General features: G+C 72.2%; 16 protein-coding genes and 1 tRNA gene. 12 read left to right on the plus strand and 5 right to left on the minus strand.

Features of this window, described 5'->3' with window-relative positions; genetic code table 11:
* Nucleotides 1-91: 91 nt before the first annotated feature.
* From DEJ33_RS08605 to DEJ33_RS08625, 5 genes are all read left to right on the plus strand, one after another.
* Entirely contained in the window at nt 92-631 is a 540-nt protein-coding gene (locus tag DEJ33_RS08605; protein ID WP_258374641.1) for a septum formation initiator family protein, read from the plus strand.
* 35 nt (nt 632-666) lie between these two features.
* A complete protein-coding gene (locus tag DEJ33_RS08610; RefSeq protein ID WP_111079266.1) occupies nt 667-1,215 on the plus strand; it encodes a DUF501 domain-containing protein in 549 nt (182 codons plus the stop codon).
* A 44-nt stretch (nt 1,216-1,259) separates the two neighbouring features.
* Nucleotides 1,260-2,732: an NAD(P)/FAD-dependent oxidoreductase gene (locus DEJ33_RS08615; protein ID WP_110903349.1), complete on the plus strand. Its 1,473-nt coding sequence runs from the start codon at nt 1,260-1,262 to the stop codon at nt 2,730-2,732.
* Nucleotides 2,733-2,826: 94 nt separating this feature from the next.
* A tRNA-Leu gene (locus tag DEJ33_RS08620) sits at nt 2,827-2,900 on the plus strand.
* 117 nt (nt 2,901-3,017) lie between these two features.
* Nucleotides 3,018-4,340 (plus strand): threonine/serine exporter family protein, encoded by a 1,323-nt coding sequence (locus DEJ33_RS08625; RefSeq protein WP_181432920.1) that lies wholly within the window; start codon nt 3,018-3,020, stop codon nt 4,338-4,340.
* A 154-nt stretch (nt 4,341-4,494) separates the two neighbouring features.
* Here DEJ33_RS08625 and DEJ33_RS08630 read toward each other — a convergent pair whose 3' ends face one another.
* Entirely contained in the window at nt 4,495-6,876 is a 2,382-nt protein-coding gene (locus DEJ33_RS08630; RefSeq protein WP_111079267.1) for an Ig-like domain-containing protein, read from the minus strand.
* Between the two features lie 280 nt (nt 6,877-7,156).
* Here DEJ33_RS08630 and DEJ33_RS08635 point away from each other — a divergent pair, with 280 nt between their 5' ends.
* A complete protein-coding gene (locus DEJ33_RS08635) occupies nt 7,157-7,741 on the plus strand; it encodes a LemA family protein (RefSeq protein WP_111079268.1) in 585 nt (194 codons plus the stop codon).
* Nucleotides 7,742-7,774: 33 nt separating this feature from the next.
* On the opposite strand, the gene DEJ33_RS08640 is transcribed toward DEJ33_RS08635, so the two are convergent.
* On the minus strand, nt 7,775-9,037 hold the full coding sequence (locus DEJ33_RS08640; protein ID WP_111194758.1) for a winged helix-turn-helix domain-containing protein: 1,263 nt from the start codon (nt 9,035-9,037) through the stop codon (nt 7,775-7,777).
* 106 nt (nt 9,038-9,143) lie between these two features.
* Between DEJ33_RS08640 and DEJ33_RS08645 the strand changes: the two genes are divergently transcribed.
* Together DEJ33_RS08645 and ilvA are read left to right on the plus strand one after the other, a co-directional pair.
* A complete protein-coding gene (locus tag DEJ33_RS08645) occupies nt 9,144-10,400 on the plus strand; it encodes an AI-2E family transporter (protein WP_258374640.1) in 1,257 nt (418 codons plus the stop codon).
* A gap of 46 nt (nt 10,401-10,446) precedes the next feature.
* A complete protein-coding gene (gene ilvA / locus DEJ33_RS08650) occupies nt 10,447-11,691 on the plus strand; it encodes a threonine ammonia-lyase (protein ID WP_111079286.1) in 1,245 nt (414 codons plus the stop codon).
* 238 nt (nt 11,692-11,929) lie between these two features.
* Here ilvA and greA read toward each other — a convergent pair whose 3' ends face one another.
* Together greA and DEJ33_RS17215 are read right to left on the minus strand one after the other, a co-directional pair.
* Complete coding sequence (gene greA / locus DEJ33_RS08655; RefSeq protein WP_110903343.1) at nt 11,930-12,418, minus strand: transcription elongation factor GreA; 489 nt, start codon at nt 12,416-12,418, stop codon at nt 11,930-11,932.
* A 102-nt stretch (nt 12,419-12,520) separates the two neighbouring features.
* Nucleotides 12,521-12,844 (minus strand): DUF4307 domain-containing protein, encoded by a 324-nt coding sequence (locus DEJ33_RS17215; protein WP_181437285.1) that lies wholly within the window; start codon nt 12,842-12,844, stop codon nt 12,521-12,523.
* A gap of 231 nt (nt 12,845-13,075) precedes the next feature.
* Between DEJ33_RS17215 and mca the strand changes: the two genes are divergently transcribed.
* Nucleotides 13,076-13,966, plus strand: a complete 891-nt coding sequence (mca, locus tag DEJ33_RS08665; protein WP_181436628.1) for a mycothiol conjugate amidase Mca — start codon at nt 13,076-13,078, stop codon at nt 13,964-13,966.
* Nucleotides 13,963-14,271 (plus strand): hypothetical protein, encoded by a 309-nt coding sequence (locus DEJ33_RS08670; protein WP_111194760.1) that lies wholly within the window; start codon nt 13,963-13,965, stop codon nt 14,269-14,271. Before mca ends, DEJ33_RS08670 begins: the two co-directional genes overlap by 4 nt.
* A gap of 192 nt (nt 14,272-14,463) precedes the next feature.
* Here DEJ33_RS08670 and DEJ33_RS08675 read toward each other — a convergent pair whose 3' ends face one another.
* The gene (locus DEJ33_RS08675) at nt 14,464-15,186 is read right to left on the minus strand and encodes a hemolysin III family protein (protein WP_111194811.1); all 723 of its coding nucleotides are present in this window, start codon (nt 15,184-15,186) and stop codon (nt 14,464-14,466) included.
* A gap of 75 nt (nt 15,187-15,261) precedes the next feature.
* On the opposite strand from DEJ33_RS08675, the gene DEJ33_RS08680 reads away from it, so the two are divergent.
* Both DEJ33_RS08680 and DEJ33_RS08685 read left to right on the plus strand, forming a co-directional pair.
* Nucleotides 15,262-16,047, plus strand: coding sequence for an isoprenyl transferase (locus tag DEJ33_RS08680; RefSeq protein WP_181432916.1), 786 nt, complete (start codon nt 15,262-15,264; stop codon nt 16,045-16,047).
* A gap of 152 nt (nt 16,048-16,199) precedes the next feature.
* Nucleotides 16,200-17,312: an aminotransferase class V-fold PLP-dependent enzyme gene (locus tag DEJ33_RS08685; RefSeq protein ID WP_111194761.1), complete on the plus strand. Its 1,113-nt coding sequence runs from the start codon at nt 16,200-16,202 to the stop codon at nt 17,310-17,312.
* The last annotated feature ends 101 nt before the right edge of the window (nt 17,313-17,413 follow it).

Raw genomic sequence — 17,413 nt, forward strand, 5'->3', positions numbered from 1 at the left:
CGCGCCTCCCGGCCGGCCGCGGTCCCTGAGAGGGTCCGGCACACGCGCGTGCCGGAGTGGCGCACCGCCGGCACCGCGTTATCGTCGACGGGTGCCCAGCCAGAAGCCCCGAGTCCGCCGCGTTCCCGTGGCGATGCCCGAGGGAGCCGCCTCCGCGCAGCCCTGGTACCGCTCGCTGCACTTCTCCGGCTTCAGCCTGCTGATGCTCGCGATCATCGTGCTGTTCGTCGTCGTCCTAGCGCCGTCGCTCCGGACCCTCGTGCAGCAGCAGGAGCAGATCGCCGGCATGCAGCGGCAGGTGGCGGCGCAGAAGGCCGACGTGGCGCAGAAGAAGCACGACCTGGCCCGCTGGGACGACCCGGCGTACATCGAGGCGCAGGCTCGCGACCGTCTGCTCTACGTGTACCCGGGCGAGGAGAGCTACCTCGTGATGGGGGCCGAGAAGGGCACCACGGCGACACCGCCGCCCACCACCGAATCCGGCACCCCGGTCAGCTCCACCGTGCAGACCCCGAAGGTGGACTGGGTGCAGTCGCTGCTGTCCTCCGTCATGCAGGCCGGTCTGTCCGACGAGACCCGCAGCGAACTCGAGCGTACGGGCAGCACGGACAGCGACTCGTCACGGAAGTAGGGTCGGCGCGCGGAGTCCGGTAGGCTCACGTCCCCGTGACGACCCCTCCGTTCGACCCGCCGACCGCCCACGACGTCGCGGTGGTGTCCGCTCAGCTCGGACGTCCCGCTCGTGACGTCATCGGCATCGCGGCGCGCTGCGTCTGCGGCAACCCGACGGTCGTGTCCACGAAGCCGCGCCTCGGCAACGGCACCCCGTTCCCGACGCTGTACTACCTGTGCCACCCCGCCGCCACCGCGGCGGTGAGCACCCTCGAGGCGAACCAGGTCATGCCCGAACTGGCCGCGCTCCTCGAGGACCCCGACACCGCTGAGCAGTACCGCCGCGCACACCAGGCGTACCTCGACGACCGCGAGTCGATCGAGCACGTCGAGGAGATCGTGGGCATCAGCGCGGGCGGCATGCCCACCCGCGTCAAGTGCCTGCACGCGCTCGTCGGTCATGCCCTCGCCGCCGGCCCCGGCGTCAACCCCATCGGCGACCTCGCGCTCGAGCGCGCGGACTGGTCGCCCTCCCGGTGTGTGTGCCGGGCATATGATGAGGATGCAGACGCCGGAGTCGGGGCGGGTGGCGGCGAGAACTGACCAGCCTCCCAGCAGCTCACCCCACCCCAAGGAGAACACGAACCGTGCCCAAGATCCTCGTCGTCGGCGGCGGTTACGCCGGCTTCTACACCGCCTGGAAGCTCGAGAAGCACCTTCGCAAGGGCGAAGCCGACGTCGTCATGGTGGACCCGCTGCCGTACATGACGTACCAGCCGTTCCTTCCGGAGGTCGCGGCCGGTTCCATCGAGCCGCGTCACGCCGTGGTCTCGCACCGCCGCCACCTCAAGTCCACGCGCGTCGTCACCGCGAAGGTCACCGCGGTCGACCACGCGAACAAGACCGCGACGATCACCCCCGAGCTCGGCGAGCCGTGGGAAGAGTCCTACGACCAGATCGTCATGACGGCCGGCGCCGTGTCCCGCACGTTCCCGATCCCGGGCGTCGCGGACGAGGCCATCGGCCTGAAGACCATCGAAGAGGCCGCCGCGATCCGCGACAAGATCCTCACCAACTTCGCCAAGGCCGCGAACCTGCCGGCCGGCCCCGAGCGTCAGCGTCTGCTCACGGTCGTCGTCGTCGGTGGTGGCTTCGCCGGCATCGAGGTGTTCGCCGAGCTCCGTTCCTTCGTGTCGGACCTGCTCAGCAGCTACCCGCAGATCGCCTTCGAGGACACGCACTTCCACCTGGTCGAGGCGATGGGCCGCATCATGCCCGAGGTCTCGCTCGAGACCTCGCACTGGGTGCTCAAGAACCTCGCCGAGCGCGGTGCCACGGTGCACCTCGAGACCCAGCTGGCCTCGGCCGTGGGCGGCGTCTGCCAGCTCAAGGCCAAGGACGAGTCGATCGAGGTCATCGAGTCCGACCTGATCATCTGGACCGCCGGCGTGATGGCGAACCCGATGGTCAAGGGCACCGACTTCCCGCTCGAGCCCCGCGGCCGCATCACCGTGCAGCCCGACCTCCGCATCGTCGACGAGGGCACCGTCATCGCCGACGCCTGGGCCTGCGGCGACGTCGCAGCCGTCCCGGACCTCACCGGTGGTGGCGTCGGCGGCATGTGCGTCCCGAACGCCCAGCACGCCGTCCGTCAGGCCAAGCAGCTGGCCAAGAACCTCGTCGCCACGATCCGCGGCGAGGCGACGGTCGACTACAAGCACGAGAACCTCGGCGCAGTCGCGGGCCTCGGTCTCGGCATCGGCGTGTTCCAGTCCGGCAAGTTCGCAATGAAGGGCTTCCTCGCCTGGGGTGCCCACCGTGGTTACCACGGCCTGGCCATGCCGTCGTGGGAGCGCAAGATCCGTGTCGTCGGCGACTGGGTCGGCAACTTCTTCCTGGGCCGCGACATCGCGTCCCTCGACGACCGCGAGACCCCCCGCGCCGCCTTCGAGGCCTGGGCCTCCCGCCCGAAGCCGGCCGTCGAGGCCGCTCCGGAAGCGGAGTCGCCGGCCGCCGGCCAGCCCGCCGGTGCAGCCGGTCCCGCCTACGCGACGCCCGCCGAGGACGTCTCGAAGGAAGCCGAGCCCGTCGCTGCCGGTGAGTCGGCGAAGACCGAGTAGGCACCGCACGCACGCAGTCGAGAGGGCGGTCACCCGATGGGTGGCCGCCCTCCGGCGTCGGTAGGCTGTCCCGGGCCGACCGTCACGGTCGTGCGCCCCCGTGGCCCAATCGGTAGAGGCATGCGACTTAAAATCGTCGAGTTGTGGGTTCGAGTCCCACCGGGGGTACGAGCACGGACGGGTAGGCGACTCAACATCGTCGAGTTGTGGGTTCGAGTCCCACCGGGGGTACGAGGACCGGGCGGGCAGCGCCGTCGGAACGCCACCACTCGTTACGCTGACCCTGTGGTCGGGATCGGGAGTGCGCTGACGAACCTCCGGGACGCCCTCCGGCGACCCGAGGCCCACGTCGAGGTCATCGACGGTGAGACCGTCCCGATCGGCATGCTCCTCGGTACGCTCGGCACCCTGCTGCTGGACGCCGGCAGCTCCGTCACCGACGTCCGGTCCGCGCTCGAGAAGACCCGCGACGCCGCCGGTGTCGGCGACGGTCTGGCGATCGGCGTGCTGCCGGCGCTCGTGATCGTCAGCGAGACGGCGACCGGCGCCGCCACCATCGTCAACGCCGAGGGCATCGAACTGTCGTTCCGCCAGTCGGCGCGCGCCAACCGTCTGGTCCTCGGCCTGGAACGCGGCGCGATCGCGCTGGCCGAGATCCCGGCCCGTGTCCGCAGCATCCGGCAGGGCACCCGTCCGCCGGCGCCGCTGCCGTGGGTGCTCGGCAACGCGCTGACGTCGGCCGGGCTCGCCGTCGTGTTCCGGGTCCCGTGGTGGGCGGTGCTCGTGGCCCTCGTCGTCGGGGCGCTGGTCGGGGTGATCGGGCTGCTGCTCCGACGCTTCCGGGAGGCCGTCGCCGTCGTCCCGTTCCTGGCGGCCTTCTGTTCGACCGCGGTCGTCGGGCTCGTCGCGGCGAGCACCGGGTTCGACCACGTCCCCCTCTACGCCGTCTGCGCGCCGGTCGCGGTGTTCGTGCCGGGAGCGCTCATCACCAACGCGCTGCTCGAACTCACGGCAGCCGACATCGTCACCGGTTCGGCGCGGCTGATGCAGGGGCTCATCATGCTCGGCTTCATGGCGGCGGGCATCGCGGCCGGTAGCGCCGTCACCGGGTTGCGCGTCGACCCGACGTCCGCGGCGCTCGTCGGCGAGGTCGCCGGCATCGGCACGGACCGCGCGGGCTGGGAGGCGGTCCCGGCCCTCTGGGTGTCGTGGGTCGCCGTCGTGGTCCTGGCGACCGGCATCAGCCTGGTCTTCGGCTCGGGATGGCGGCTCACCGCGGCCTCGGTCGTCGTGATGGTCACCGCCTACGCGGTCGTCTCGTGGCTGACCCCGTTCAGCGGCAGCGTCGTCGCGACCGGCCTGGCCGCGGCACTGCTCTTCGTCGCGACGCGCGTGCTGGAGCGGATCGTGCCGGTCATCCCGGCGACGGTGTCGTTCCGACCCGCGTTCCTGCTGCTCGTCCCGGGCACGGTCGGCCTGGTCGCGGTGGCGACCTTCGACGCCGGAGCGCTCGCGACGCCGCTCGCGACGTTCGTCAGTCTCTGCGTCGGCACGAAGATCGGTGGCCTCCTGCCCGGCCTGTTCGCCCGCTCGGCCCCCACGCACTGAGCGCGGTCCCGGGACACCGCCGACGGCGGACGGGAGGCCCGTGGCGGGCTCTTGCGGAGCCTCCCGGCAGACAGACAGACAGGCAGACGGACAGACAGGCAGGCAGACAGACAGGCGAGGTGACCGGCCGCAACGGCAACCGTCGCCGGGCCCGTCAGGACCGGATACCGGCCCCGGCGAACCGGAGCCACGCCCAGGCGGCCGCGGCCGCCACGAGCACCACGCCGACCCCGGTGGCCATGGCGCCGACCGGGACGTGGGTGCCGGCCGTGCCGGAGTAGACCGCCGCGGCCAGGCCGACGCCGACCGCCGTGAGGGCCGCGTACCTCGGTCGTGAGACAGAGGCGAGCGCGGCGCCCGCGGTCCCCCGGAGCGGCAGCAGCGTCACGACGAGCGAACCGAGCCCACCGACGCAGAGTGTGCTGGCGAACTCGGAGACGAGCGACCCGGCGAACCCGGAGGCCGGGGTGACGCTGTGCAGCACCCATCCGACGACCGCGAGGACGAGCAGCGCCACCGAGCGCCAGGTCGCACTCCGCGCACACGCGGCGAGGCCCCGTCCGAGGTGCATGGCGGCGGTACCCACGTCGGTGCGGGCGACCGGGACGAGGAGGACCCCGACGACGAGGGCGGGGGAGAGGTCGGCGGCGCGTGTCAGCCCGCTCGCCAGGACCGCGGCGAGGAGCAGACCCGGGGACAGCCGGTACGTGACGGTGTGTCGGTCCTCGCCCGCGGTCCAACGGGTGGCGAGGACGACCACGGCGCTGAGCACCGCGACGCCGGCGACGACGCCGATCGCGAGACGGACGTAGCGGGCCTCCAGCGCGATGCCGGTGCCCAGGAGCGTGAGCACCCCGGCGACGGCGATCCCGAGGGTGATCGTCACCCAGCTCGCCACGGCGTCGTCGCCGTGGCGACGTTCGGAGCGGGTGCGGTTGCGGCCGGTGAACCGGGCGGCCCGCAGCGGCACCCGTTCGCGGAGGGCGCCGGCGAGGACGCGGACCGGGCCGGCGACGAGCAGGAGGAACACGGCGGCGACGCCGGCCGCGACGGCGAGGGTGCGCCACGAGGACGCGGACTGGATGGTGGGCACGGCGTGGTCGTACCCGGTGGCGACGGTCCAGTCACCGGCGGGACCCGTCCAGTCGGGACGGCCGCCGTGGCTGCCGGAACCGCCGGCGCCACCGCCGGGCAGCGCGCTGCCGGACGTACCGTCGTCACTCGACCCGGTTCCGGGCGTGCCGATGCCGGACCCATGGGTCGTACCGGAGCCCGATCCGTGGGCCGGACCGGTGCCGCTGCCGTGGGGACCGCCGCCGTCCGCGCCGCCGCCACTGCCGGGGGTGGTGCCGGGGGAGCTGGCGGCCGGGGCGACGGAGGCGCCCCGGGAGACGCGGAACACGACGGCGGTCGCCGCGGACGAGGTGTTGCCCGCTTCGTCCTGGGCGACCGCACGGGCCATGTGCGACCCGGCGCGGAGGCTGTCGGCTGCGCGGCAGGACCACGACCCGTCCGCGGCGACGGACGCCCGGCAGACCGCGGTCGAGTCGACGTAGGCGGTGACGACGGTGCGCGGCTCGGCCGTCCCGGCGATCCGGACCCGCTGCGCGCTGCCCGCGGCCGATCCGGCCGGCGCGGTGATCCGTGGCGCGGCCGGGGCGGTCCGGTCGACGACGAGGGTCCTCGCGGCCGAGGCGGCACTCCGGAGGTCCGATCGGTAGCCGGTCACGGTGCTCGCGGTCTGCGTGGCACTGACACTGACGCTGCCCTCGGCCGGTGCGCCCGGGCCGGTGCCCCATCGAGCCGACCAGGTGCCGGCCGCCGTGACGACCGCGGTGAGCGCGGCGGAGGAGCCGGCCCGAGCGACGGTCACGGTGGCACCCGGGTGGCCCGTGCCGGTGACGGTCCCCGTGGTCGGGCGTCGGGCGTCGATGGTCGGCGGCACGATGACGTCCGACGGTGCCGCGTCGGCGTTCGGCAGCGCGGACGCCGTCGTGTCCAGGACGGTGAAGACCTGGGCCGGGCCGGAGCGCACCGTCCCGACGCAGGACCAGGTCCCGCCGGGCGTCGCGGTGGCGCGGCAGACCGACGCCGAGGGGACCGCGGGTTCGGCGACGCGGACCTGGTGGCCCGGCGTCGCACGACCGGCGAACCGCGCGAGGGCGGTCGTGATGTCCCCCGGGTCGACGATCGTCGGCGCGGTCGGGGTACCGCCGGACGGCGGGGTGGGGGTGTTCGTCGGGACCGGGCTCGAGGCGTCCCCCGCGCCGGGCGCCGGCGCGGGCACCGGGTTGGAGTAGACGGGAGGCTGCGTCCGGGACGGCTGCGGCGCGTCCACCGTTCCAATGCCGGCTCCGGTCCCGGTCCCGGCGCCGGGGAGCGTGGTGGTCGTCGCGAGGGCGGGAACGGACACCAGGGGCAGGAGCACCAGCCCGACGATGGTGACGAGCGACCGGGCGGCAGTCCTCCGGGATCGTCGACGACGGACGTCGCCCCCGACGTCCTGGTGCTGCACGTTGTCCCCGCCCGTGTCCATCCTGTCCATCCCATGCGATCTGGGCCCTCCGGTCAACACCCCGCGCGGCGGAACACCCCGGTTCCGCATCATCCGTGCCCTTCCGTGCGTCGATCCGGGCCCCCTCCGGACGCGGTCCGCGAGCCCGGTGTGCGTCACTCGGGAATCGGCCGTGAAGATCGGCGAGCGGCGAGGTCGCTCCGAGGCGCTCGGTAAGATCGATCCGGACCGCTGAGGTCCGACAGCGGGCTGCGGAGGTCCGCACGCAACTGCGGCCCGACGCGCAAAGGAGTACGCCCGAATGGACACCGGACTCGTCACGACGCTCATCGTGATCGGCGTTGTGGTCGTCGTCCTCGTGGTGGTGATCGGCATCTGGTTCTGGTCCAGCCAGAAGTCCCTCGTCGCGTTGCAGCAGCGCGTCGACACCGCCTGGGCCGAGATCGCCGCGCAGCTCCACGAACGCGCCGAGCTCCTCCCCACCATCGTCGACACCGTGCAGGGTCATGCGGCGCACGAGAAGTCCGTCCTGACCGCCGTCACCGACGCCCGGGCCGAGACACTCGCTGCGCACGACGCCGTCGCCGCCTCCACTGCCGAGGGGCACATGCAGAAGGCGCTGAAGAGCGTGTTCCGCGTGGCCGAGGGGTACCCGCAGCTGCAGTCCAGCCAGTCCTTCCTCGAGTTGCAGTCGCGGCTCGTGTCCACCGAGGACAAGATCCAGTCCGCCCGCCGGCACTACAACGGTGGCGTGCGCGAACTCAACACCAAAGTCAAGTCGTTCCCGGCTTCGAGCATCGCGAAGCGTCGGGGCGTCGGGCCGGCGCCGTTCTTCGAGACCGCCGAGCCGGCCGCCATCGCCGAGCCGCCGCGGGTGCAGTTCTAGCGGTCCCGGCCATCGGATCCCCGGCACGCCTCGTCAGGGCCGGGGTGTGACTCCGAGCGCTGCGGCGAGTGCGTGTGCCGCCGTGCCGCGGTCGGTGACCTCGACCCCGTCGAGCCCCTGCCACGCCGCCGTCCGCCGGAGTAGCGCTGCGAGCCGCTCGACATCGATCACGGCTCCGGGCTCGTGCCACGCCGTCCGGACGTGCAGGACGCCGCGCTGCCGATCGCTCTTCAGGTCGACCCGCCCGACCAGGGCGTCGTCCTGCAGCACCGGGAGCACGTAGTACCCGAACACCCGTTTCGGCGCGGGCGTGTAGATCTCGATCCGGTAGTGGAAGCCGAACAGCCGCTCAGCCCGTGGACGGAACCACACCACCGGGTCGAACGGGCTGAGGACGGCGTCGACCTCGACCCGACGCGGCACCCGGGCGTCGACGTGCATCCACGCCCGGTCCCGCCAGCCCTCCACCGTGACCGGGACCAGCTCGCCGGCGTCCTGCAGGTCGGCGATCGCGGCAGCGGTGTCGTCCGCACGCAGTCGGTGGTGGTCGGCGAGGTCCGCGCGCGTGCCGACGCCCACGGCTCGGGCCGAGCGGCGGACCAGCTCCCGCACGGCGTCGGCCCGGCTGGGTGCGGTCGCGAAGTACCCCGACGGCAGCACCTGCTGCGGCAGGGCGTAGACCCGCTCGAACCCGGACCGTCCCGCGCTGACGACGTCTCCCCAGCGGAAGAGCTGCTCGAGCCCGTGCTTCACGTCGCTCCAGCCCCACCACGGGCCCCGTCGGACGTTGGACTCGTGTTCGACCGCACTCGCGGGCATCGGTCCCTCGGCGGCGAGCAGGGCCAGGAGCTCGCCGCGCACGCGGGCAGTGCGCTCCACGCCGGGGATCCGGAGCGGGTTGGTCGTGTCACGCTGCCGGTACGCGTCCATCCGCCACCGGAACAGCCGGAGGTCGTCACGCGGGACGAACGCCGCCTCGTGAGCCCAGTACTCGATCCACGGGCTGCGCTGCGTCAGGGTCAGCCGGTCGAGGGCGCCTTTGTCGTACGGACCCAGTCGGGCGAAGAGCGGCAGGTAGTGGCTGCGCTCGAAGACGTTGACGGAGTCGATCTGCAGCACACCGAGTCGGGCGAGGCCGGCCGACACCGCCCGGTTCGGCACGAGCATCGCCGACGAGCCCGAGGGCGACGGGACCGCCCCCGAGGGCGACGGGACCGCCGAGGGCGTCCGACCGAACCCCTGCGCGGCGAGGGCGACGCGGCGGGCCTCGGCAGCGGAGAGCGTGGTCCTGACCATGACGGGAACGCTACCGAGCCCCGCCGACGCCCGGACCAGCCCCTGGACCGACGTCGCACATGCCCGGACCGGCACCTGCCCGGTTCCGCGTGGCTACAGTGGCGGAATGGCATGGGGAAAGAAGACTCATCCCGACCCCGTGGTCGAGGATTCGGTACCACTCGGCATGCGCATCGCGGGGGCGTTCTCGTGGCGCGTGCTCGTCGTCGCGGGCGTCATCGCCCTCTTCGTCTGGCTGATGACGATCTTCAGCGAGATCCTGATCCCCTTCCTGATCGGCGTCGTGATCTCCGCCCTGCTCGTGCCGCTCTCGAACCGGCTGCAGCGCTGGCACGTCCCGAAGTGGCTCGCGGTCATCATCAGCCTGCTCGGCGGGCTCGCCGCGGTAGCGGCCCTCGTGTGGCTCGTGATCGACCAGATCGTCGCCTCGTACCCGTCGCTCCGGGACCGCACGGTGTCCCAGTACGGCAACGTCCGGTCGTTCGTGCTCAACTCCGGATTCGGGATCTCACAGAAAGACGTCAACACCTGGCTCGACGAAGCCACCAAGTGGGTGCAGGACAACTCCGGCACGATCCTGTCGGGCGTCGCGAGTGCCGGCTCGAGCGCCACGCACGTGTTCGAGGCGCTGTTCATCATCCTGTTCACCACGATCTTCCTGCTCATCGACGGCAAGAACGTCTGGCGCTGGACGGTGCGGCTGTTCCCGCGCAAGGCCCGGGCGACCGTCGACGGTGCGGGCGTCGCCGGCTGGATCACCCTGACGAGCTTCATCCGTGTGCAGATCTTCGTCGCCTTCGTCGACGCGGTCGGCATCGGCCTGGGGGCGTTCATCGTCGGCCTGTTCTTCGGCGGCATGCCCCTGGTCATCCCGATCGCCGCCATCGTGTTCCTCGGTGCCTTCATCCCCGTCGTCGGTGCGATCGTCACCGGCTTCCTCGCCGTCTTCGTCGCCCTGATCTTCAACGGCCCGCTGGCCGCGCTCCTGGTGCTCGGCGTGGTCCTGCTCGTGCAGCAGATCGAGGGCCACATCCTGCAGCCGCTCGTGATGGGCAACGCGGTCAAGGTGCACCCGCTGGCCGTCGTGCTCGGCGTGACCGCAGCCTCCGGTCTGGCCGGCATCGCCGGTGCGTTCTTCGCCGTCCCGCTGATCGCCACCCTGAACGCGATGGTCACCACGATCGCGAGCGGTCGCTGGCGTGGGCTCGACTCGGACCACGTGCTCGAGGCCACCCCGAAGCACGGTCAGCACGGCAGGATCCAGCTGCTGCGGCGACGACGGCACCAGGTCGGCGACGACGTCCCGGCGCCCGGCAGCGACGCGCAGCCGGCCGCCGAGCCCGGCACCGCCAGCACCAACTGAGCGTCACGTGGCAGCCGCGGAGTCCGCGACCGACGATGATGGGATCGTGACCGACACGACTGCGCCCCCGATCCCGACGCTCGCCGACATCGAGGCGGCGCGCGAGACGATCGCCGGGGTCGCACGGGTCACCCCGATGGAGACGTCGAAGTTCCTCGAGGGACTGCTCGGCTCACCCGTCCACCTGAAGTGCGAGAACCTGCAGCGCACCGGTGCGTACAAGGTCCGCGGCGCCTACAACCGGCTGTCGACCCTGTCGGCGGCCGAACGGGAGGCCGGGGTCGTCGCCGCCAGCGCCGGCAACCACGCGCAGGGGGTCGCTTTCGCCGCCCGTGAGCTCGGCATCCCCGCCACGATCTTCACGCCGGTGGGCGTCGCCCTGCCCAAGCTGCAGGCCACCCGCCGCTACGGCGCCGACGTGGTGCTCCGTGGGCACTCCGTCGAAGAGGCACTGTCCGCCGCGAAGGAGTTCGCGGCCCGCACCGGAGCGGTCTTCATCCCGCCGTTCGACCACCCCGCCGTGATCGCCGGTCAGGGCACGCTCGGGCTCGAGATCCTCGACCAGGTCCCCGACGTCGACACGGTCGTCGTCCCGATCGGCGGCGGCGGGGTCATCTCCGGCATCGCGATCGCCGTCAAGGGCCTCGCCGAACGCCTGGGCCGCGAGATCCGGGTCATCGGCGTGCAGGCCGAGAACGCCGCCGCCTACCCGTCCTCGATCGTCGCGGGGGAGCCGATGACGATCACCACGTCACCGACGATCTCCGACGGCATCGCGGTGGCACGTCCGGGCGACATGAACTTCCCGATCATCCGCGACCTGGTCGACGAGATCGTCACCGTCTCGGACGACGACACCGCCCGGGCACTGCTCGTGCTCCTCGAGCGCGCGAAGCTCGTGGTCGAGGCCGCCGGAGCGGTCGGCGTCGCCGCGATCATGTCCGGCGCCGTGCACGACACCGGCCGGACCGTGGTGCTGCTCAGCGGCGGCAACATCGACCCGCTCATGATGGAGCGGATCATCACCCGCGGCCTCGTCGCCGCGTCGCGCTACATCGGCATCCGGATCATGCTGCCGGACCGCCCGGGCCAGCTGGCCCGCGTGTCCCAGATCATCTCGGACGCCGGTGCGAACGTCGTCGAGGTCCTGCACACCCGGCACGGCCAGGGACTCGTCATCAACGAGGTCGCGCTCGACCTGTCCATCGAGGCGCGCGGCCCCGGCCACGCGGACGAGGTGATGGCGCGCCTGCAGGAAGCCGGGTTCCGCCCGGAGCAGCTCACGAACTGACGGATCGACGGACGGCGGCAGCGGCCTGGAGGCTCGCCCCGGCTCCGACGTCCGGCGCACGCAGGACGGGCCACGGGCCTCCAGGACGGTGCCGGCCACCGTCGACGGGGTCCGGACGCGGATCGGGTGTCGTGACCACTCGGCGGGCACGCACGAGCCCGCACACGCAACAGCCCGGCGTGCGCGAGGGAGAGCGCACCCCGGGCTGGAGTGTCAGGCGCCGGACGGCAGCGACGGCCTAGGGCTCGTAGCGCTCGACGTTCGTGACCTCGACCGCGATCTCCTTGCCGTTCGGCGCGGTGTACGAGGTCTTGCCGCCGGTGCGGAGGCCGAGGATCGCGGCACCCACCGGGCTGACCGGGCTGTACACGGTGAGGTCCGAGCCCTCGGCGACGATCTCGCGGTTGCCCACCAGGAACGTCGACGGGTCGCCGGCGATCGTGGCCGTGACGACGGTGCCCGGCTCGACGGTGCCGTCGAACTCGGCCTCCGTCACCGTGGCGTGCTTGAGGAGCTCGGTCAGCGACCGGATGCGGGCCTCGATCTTGCCCTGCTCGTCCTTGGCGGCGTGGTAGCCGCCGTTCTCCTTGAGGTCGCCCTCTTCACGGGCGGCCTCGATGCGGCTCGCGATCTCGATGCGGGCCGGGCCGGTGAGCTGCTCGAGCTCGGCGGTGAGACGGTCGAACGCCTCCTGGGTCAGCCAGGTGCCCTGCGTGTCGTTGCTCATGTCGTTTCCCTTCGGCCGTGGTGGTCGGGACCGGTCACGGCGTGTGGCGCAAAAGAATCGAGACCGGCCGGCGGCCGGTCTCGATTCGTGATTCCGAGCAGTCTAGGGAACCCAGCACGAGTGGATCAACCCGGTGACCGCCCGCGTCGTCGTGTTCACCTGCGTCGAGATCGAGCGGTCGCGCTGCTCCTCCGCGGGCAGCGTCACGACCCGCCACCCGACGATCGTGTACGACTTGTCCAGCGCCTGGACCGCGCACTCCACGCGGGTGCCCGGGTCGACGGCGACCTGGGTGTGCACGACGACGCTGTGGTCGGACAGGACCTCGTACCCGACGTCGTCGGTGTCGAGCCCGTGGGTCGTCTGACCGGGGCCTGCCCAGATCACCCAGACGGCGAACACGACCGCGATGGCCACCGCGATCACGACGGCCAGCAGCTTGCCGCGCCGCCGGGTGTCCGCGCTGCGCCCGTACCGGTCGTCGAGCGACGTCCGGTCGTCGAGGACGGCGGACGTACCGCGTTCGGTTCCGCCTGCTGGGGCGTGGTGCTGATCGGACAGTTCGGGGCTCCCGGGGTGATTATCCTGATCCCAGGGTAGTTCACGCTCGCCGTGCGCCACCCGCGACCGCAAGTCCGCGAGCTGTGGAGGAACGCCTTGCCCCATCGTCTGCTGGCCGTGCACGCCCACCCCGACGACGAGTCGAGCAAGGGAGCGGCCACGGCGGCGAAGTACGTGGCCGACGGCGCCCAGGTCCTCGTCGTCTCGTGCACGGGTGGCGAAGCGGGGGACATCCTCAACGAGCAGCTCTCGGACACCGCGAAGGCCCGGGCACACCGCGACATGGCCGGCTTCCGGCGCACCGAGATGGCCGCAGCGCAGGCAGCCCTCGGCATCGACCACGTGTGGCTCGGGTACCACGACTCCGGTCTGCCCGACGCCGAGAAGGGCGAGACCGTCCGGCCCGGCACCTTCGCGACCGTGCCGCTCGAGTACAGCACCGAGGCACTGGTCCGCGTCATCCGGCGCTTCCGTCCGCACGTCCTGGTCACGTACGACGAGAACGGCGGGTACCCGCACCCGGACCACATCCGGACGCACGAGGTCTCGGTCGCCGCCTGGCGCGATGCCGCCGACCCCGAGACGTACCCGGATGCCGGACCGGCCTGGTCGGTCTCGAAGCTCTACTACGAGCGGACGATGAACCCGCGCCGGTTCACCGCCTTCCACGAGGCGCTGCGTGAGCGGGAGCCCGAGAACCCGCTCCTCGAGCAGCTCGGCGAGTGGGTGGAGCGGTTCGCGGACCGCCCGGACCTCGCCACGTCCCACGTCGACGTGCACGAGTACTTCGACGCCCGCGACGCCGCACTCCGCGCACACGCCAGCCAGGTGCCGCCGGACAGCCCCTTCTTCTACTGGCCGAACGACCTGCTCGCCGAGGTCTGGCCGACCGAGGACTACCAGCTCGTCGAGTCCCGGGTCCCCACCGAGCTCCCCGAGTCCGACCTGTTCGCAGGCATCCCATCCGAAGAGGACGCACACGCGTGAGCACCATCGCCGCGGTACTGGCCGCCACCACCCCCAGTCCGAGCCCGAGTGGCGTCCCGGACGTCGACGTCACCCCGGGGGTCGCCGGCTTCGTCGCGATCGCCCTGGTCGCCATCGTGACGATCCTGCTGGTGGTCGACATGACCCGACGCATCCGCCGGACCCGCTACCGCGCCGAGATCCGGGAACGCTTGGAGGCCGAGGCCGCCGGTGACTCCGGCCACGGTGCCGTGACGGACGAGCCGGCGCGGCGTGCCGCGGAAGACGGCCGGGCCGACGTCGGCGACGACACCGAGCGCGGCTGACGCGACCCACTGACGGACGGGAGGCTCCCCACCGGCTGGTGGGGAGCCTCCCGTCCGTCCGTGTGGTCGCGCCCCGCCGTCTGCGGGAGACGCCCTCGTGTGCGCAGGACGCCGCCGGCAGGGTCTTGCACGGACGGCGGCGTCTGGCTCGGACGGCGGCGTCCGGCGCAGACGGGGACCCTGACGGCCGGGTCAGCGCACCGGGTGCACCGCGATCACGAGGATGCCGGCCCACTGCGCCGCGAAGGCGACGACGGTGAGGGCGTGGAAGACCTCGTGGAAGCCGAAGAACGTCGGCGAGGGGTCCGGACGCTTGAAGCCGTAGACGGCCGCGCCGAGGATGTAGGCCAGTCCGCCGGCGAGCACGAGCACCGTCATCGGCACGCTGGCGGCGAAGAGCTGCGGCAGGATCAGGAACGCCGCGCAGCCGAGCGCCAGGTACAGCGGCACGTACAACCACCGTGGTGCGCCGATCCAGAAGACGCGGAACGCGACGCCGAGCAACGCGCCGCTCCACATCACCCACAGCACGATGACCATCAGTTCGTGCGGCAGTGCGCAGACCGCGACGGGTGTGTAGGTGCCGGCGATGAGCAGGAAGATGTTCGTGTGGTCGATGCGCTTGAGCACGCGCTTGACGACCGGTCGCCAGGGGAAGCGGTGGTAGGTCGCCGAGACGCCGAACATGATCAACGACGTGGCCATGAACACGGCGCTCGCACCCTTCGCCGCCGGGGTCGCCGCGAGCGTGATGAGCACGACGCCCATGGCCGCTGCGAACGGGAACGTGCCGGCGTGGATCCAACCGCGCCATGCCGGGCGGGCGTCGGCGGGACCGGTCGTGGTCGGGGTGGTCTCGGCCTCCTCCGTGAACGGCACGTGGGGGAGGGCGGGCACGCCCTGGTCTGACTGCATGCTCCGACCGTACGGCCGGCGTGCGGGACGGTGGCTGAGAGTCAGCACGAGGGGTCCTTGCACTACAGTCGACGCGTGACGGGCAGGCTGGGATGGGCGGGACGCGGGCTCCTCTACCGCGCCTACCAGAACCGCATCCGCCGCCAGATCGACGGGGCGCAGAAGCCCCGGCACGTCGCGATGATCGTCGACGGGAACCGACGGTGGGCCCGACAGCTGGGCCTCGAGACCGCCGCCCACGGGCACCGGGCCGGCGCGGCGAAGATCCCCGAGTTCCTGTCCTGGTGCGAGGACCTGGACATCCAGGTCGTCACGCTCTACCTGCTCTCGGCCGACAACCTGAAGGGCCGTGGCGGCGAGGAGCTCGACCAACTCGTCGGGATCATCGCGGACCTGGCCGAGCGGCTCTCGCACCACCGCACCTGGCGTGTCCAGCACGTGGGCTCGAACGACGGCCTGCCGCCGGAGCTCGTCGCGGCACTCGCAGCCGCCGAGGAGCGCACCGCCGACCACACCGGGCTGCACATCAACCTGGCGGTCGGCTACGGCGGCCGGCGGGAGATCGCCGACGCCATGCGGAGCATCGTCCGGAGCCACGGTGAGGGCGGCGGGACGCTCGACACCCTGGCCGAGGTCCTCACGCCCGAGCTCATCGGCGACCACCTGTACACGCAGGGGCAGCCGGACCCGGACCTGATGATCCGGACCTCGGGGGAACAGCGGCTGTCGGACTTCCTGCTGTGGCAGAGCGCACACAGCGAGTTCTACTTCGTCGAGGCGTTCTACCCGGACCTCCGGGAGGTCGACTTCCTCCGAGCGGTCCGGGACTTCGGGTTGCGGTCGCGCCGGTTCGGCGGCTGACCCGGACGGTTCTGAGCGCCCGCACAGGAAGCGAGACGTTCTCATGACCTCCGATCGCCTGCATCCGCCTCGTGGCGTTCCGCGGACTGCATTCGCCCGCATGCACGGGTCCCAGTAGGCTCACAGGGTTCTGCCCACTGGAAGGTGCCCCCGTGACCACGATCGACGAGTACGTCGCCGGCTTCGCCGAGGAGCCCGGATACCTCGACCACGCTGCCTTCGGTCCCGTGCAGACCGCCGTCCTCGAGGAGCAGCGTGTCCTCGGCCACATCCAGGAGCACATGCGCTTCGGGGCCATGGAGACGCTCGACGAGCAGGACGCCCGCGTCCGCGCCGTCGCCGCCCGGCTCGTCCGCCGCCGCGAGGACCAGGTCGTCTCGCAGACCGCCACCACCCCCGGCCTGCTGCACACCGGGTTCGGCCTGACCGGCGGGGTGCTCGTCGCCGCCGACGAGTACCCGTCGCTCCCGCTCGCCCTCGCCAGCGCCGCCTCGGCCACCGGCGGCCGCGTGCAGCCCGTCGTCATCGAGTCCGGCGCCGGCTGGCTCACGCCCGACCTCATCCGCGAGCGTCTGTCCGACGACGTCACCGCGGTCGCGCTGTCCCTCGTCGACTGGCGCACCGGGTACCTCGCCGACCTCGCGGCCATCCGCGACGTCATCGGTGACCGTCTGCTCATCGTCGACGCCATCCAGGGCTTCGGCATCGTCGACGCTCCGTACGAGGTCGCCGACGTCGTCGCCACCGGCGGCCAGAAGTGGCTGCACGCCGGGTGGGGCACCGGGTTCACCGCGTTCAGCGACCGTGCGCTCGAGCGCGTCAAGCCGGCACTGTCCGGACCGCACGGCACGACCGGCTGGCCCACCGACGTGCCGAGCGTCCGCCCCGCAGCCGCCGCCTTCGCCATGTCGCGCGTCGACCCGGTCTCGCAAGCTCGCCTCGCCGTCTCACTCGAACGCCTCACCGCGGTCGGCGTCGCCGCCGTGCAGGAGCGCATCGCCGACCGGGTGGACCGGATCATCGACATCGCGGACGAGTTCGGGCTGCCCGTCGAGTCCAGCCGCGACCCCCGGGAGCGTGCCGGCATCGTCGTCCTCCGACCCGCCGCCGGACGGCTCACGGCGCTCACCGCGGCGATGCACAACCACGGCGTCACCGCGACCGCTCGTCTCGGCGAGGTGCGGGTGTCCGCGTTCGCGTCCACCACGGACGAGACGCTGGGCATGTTCCGCGACGCGTGCATCTCGTACGCCACGATGGGCTGACGCCGGCGCTTCTGGCCCGGCGCCGAGCGGTCACGACTCCCCGTCTGCACTCAGCCGAGCGGTCACGTTTCGTCGCTCAGGGGCGGTGGGAGCGACGTCCT

Origin of the sequence: Curtobacterium sp. MCPF17_047 (assembly GCF_003234045.1) — a bacterium.
Taxonomy (GTDB): Bacteria; Actinomycetota; Actinomycetes; order Actinomycetales; family Microbacteriaceae; genus Curtobacterium.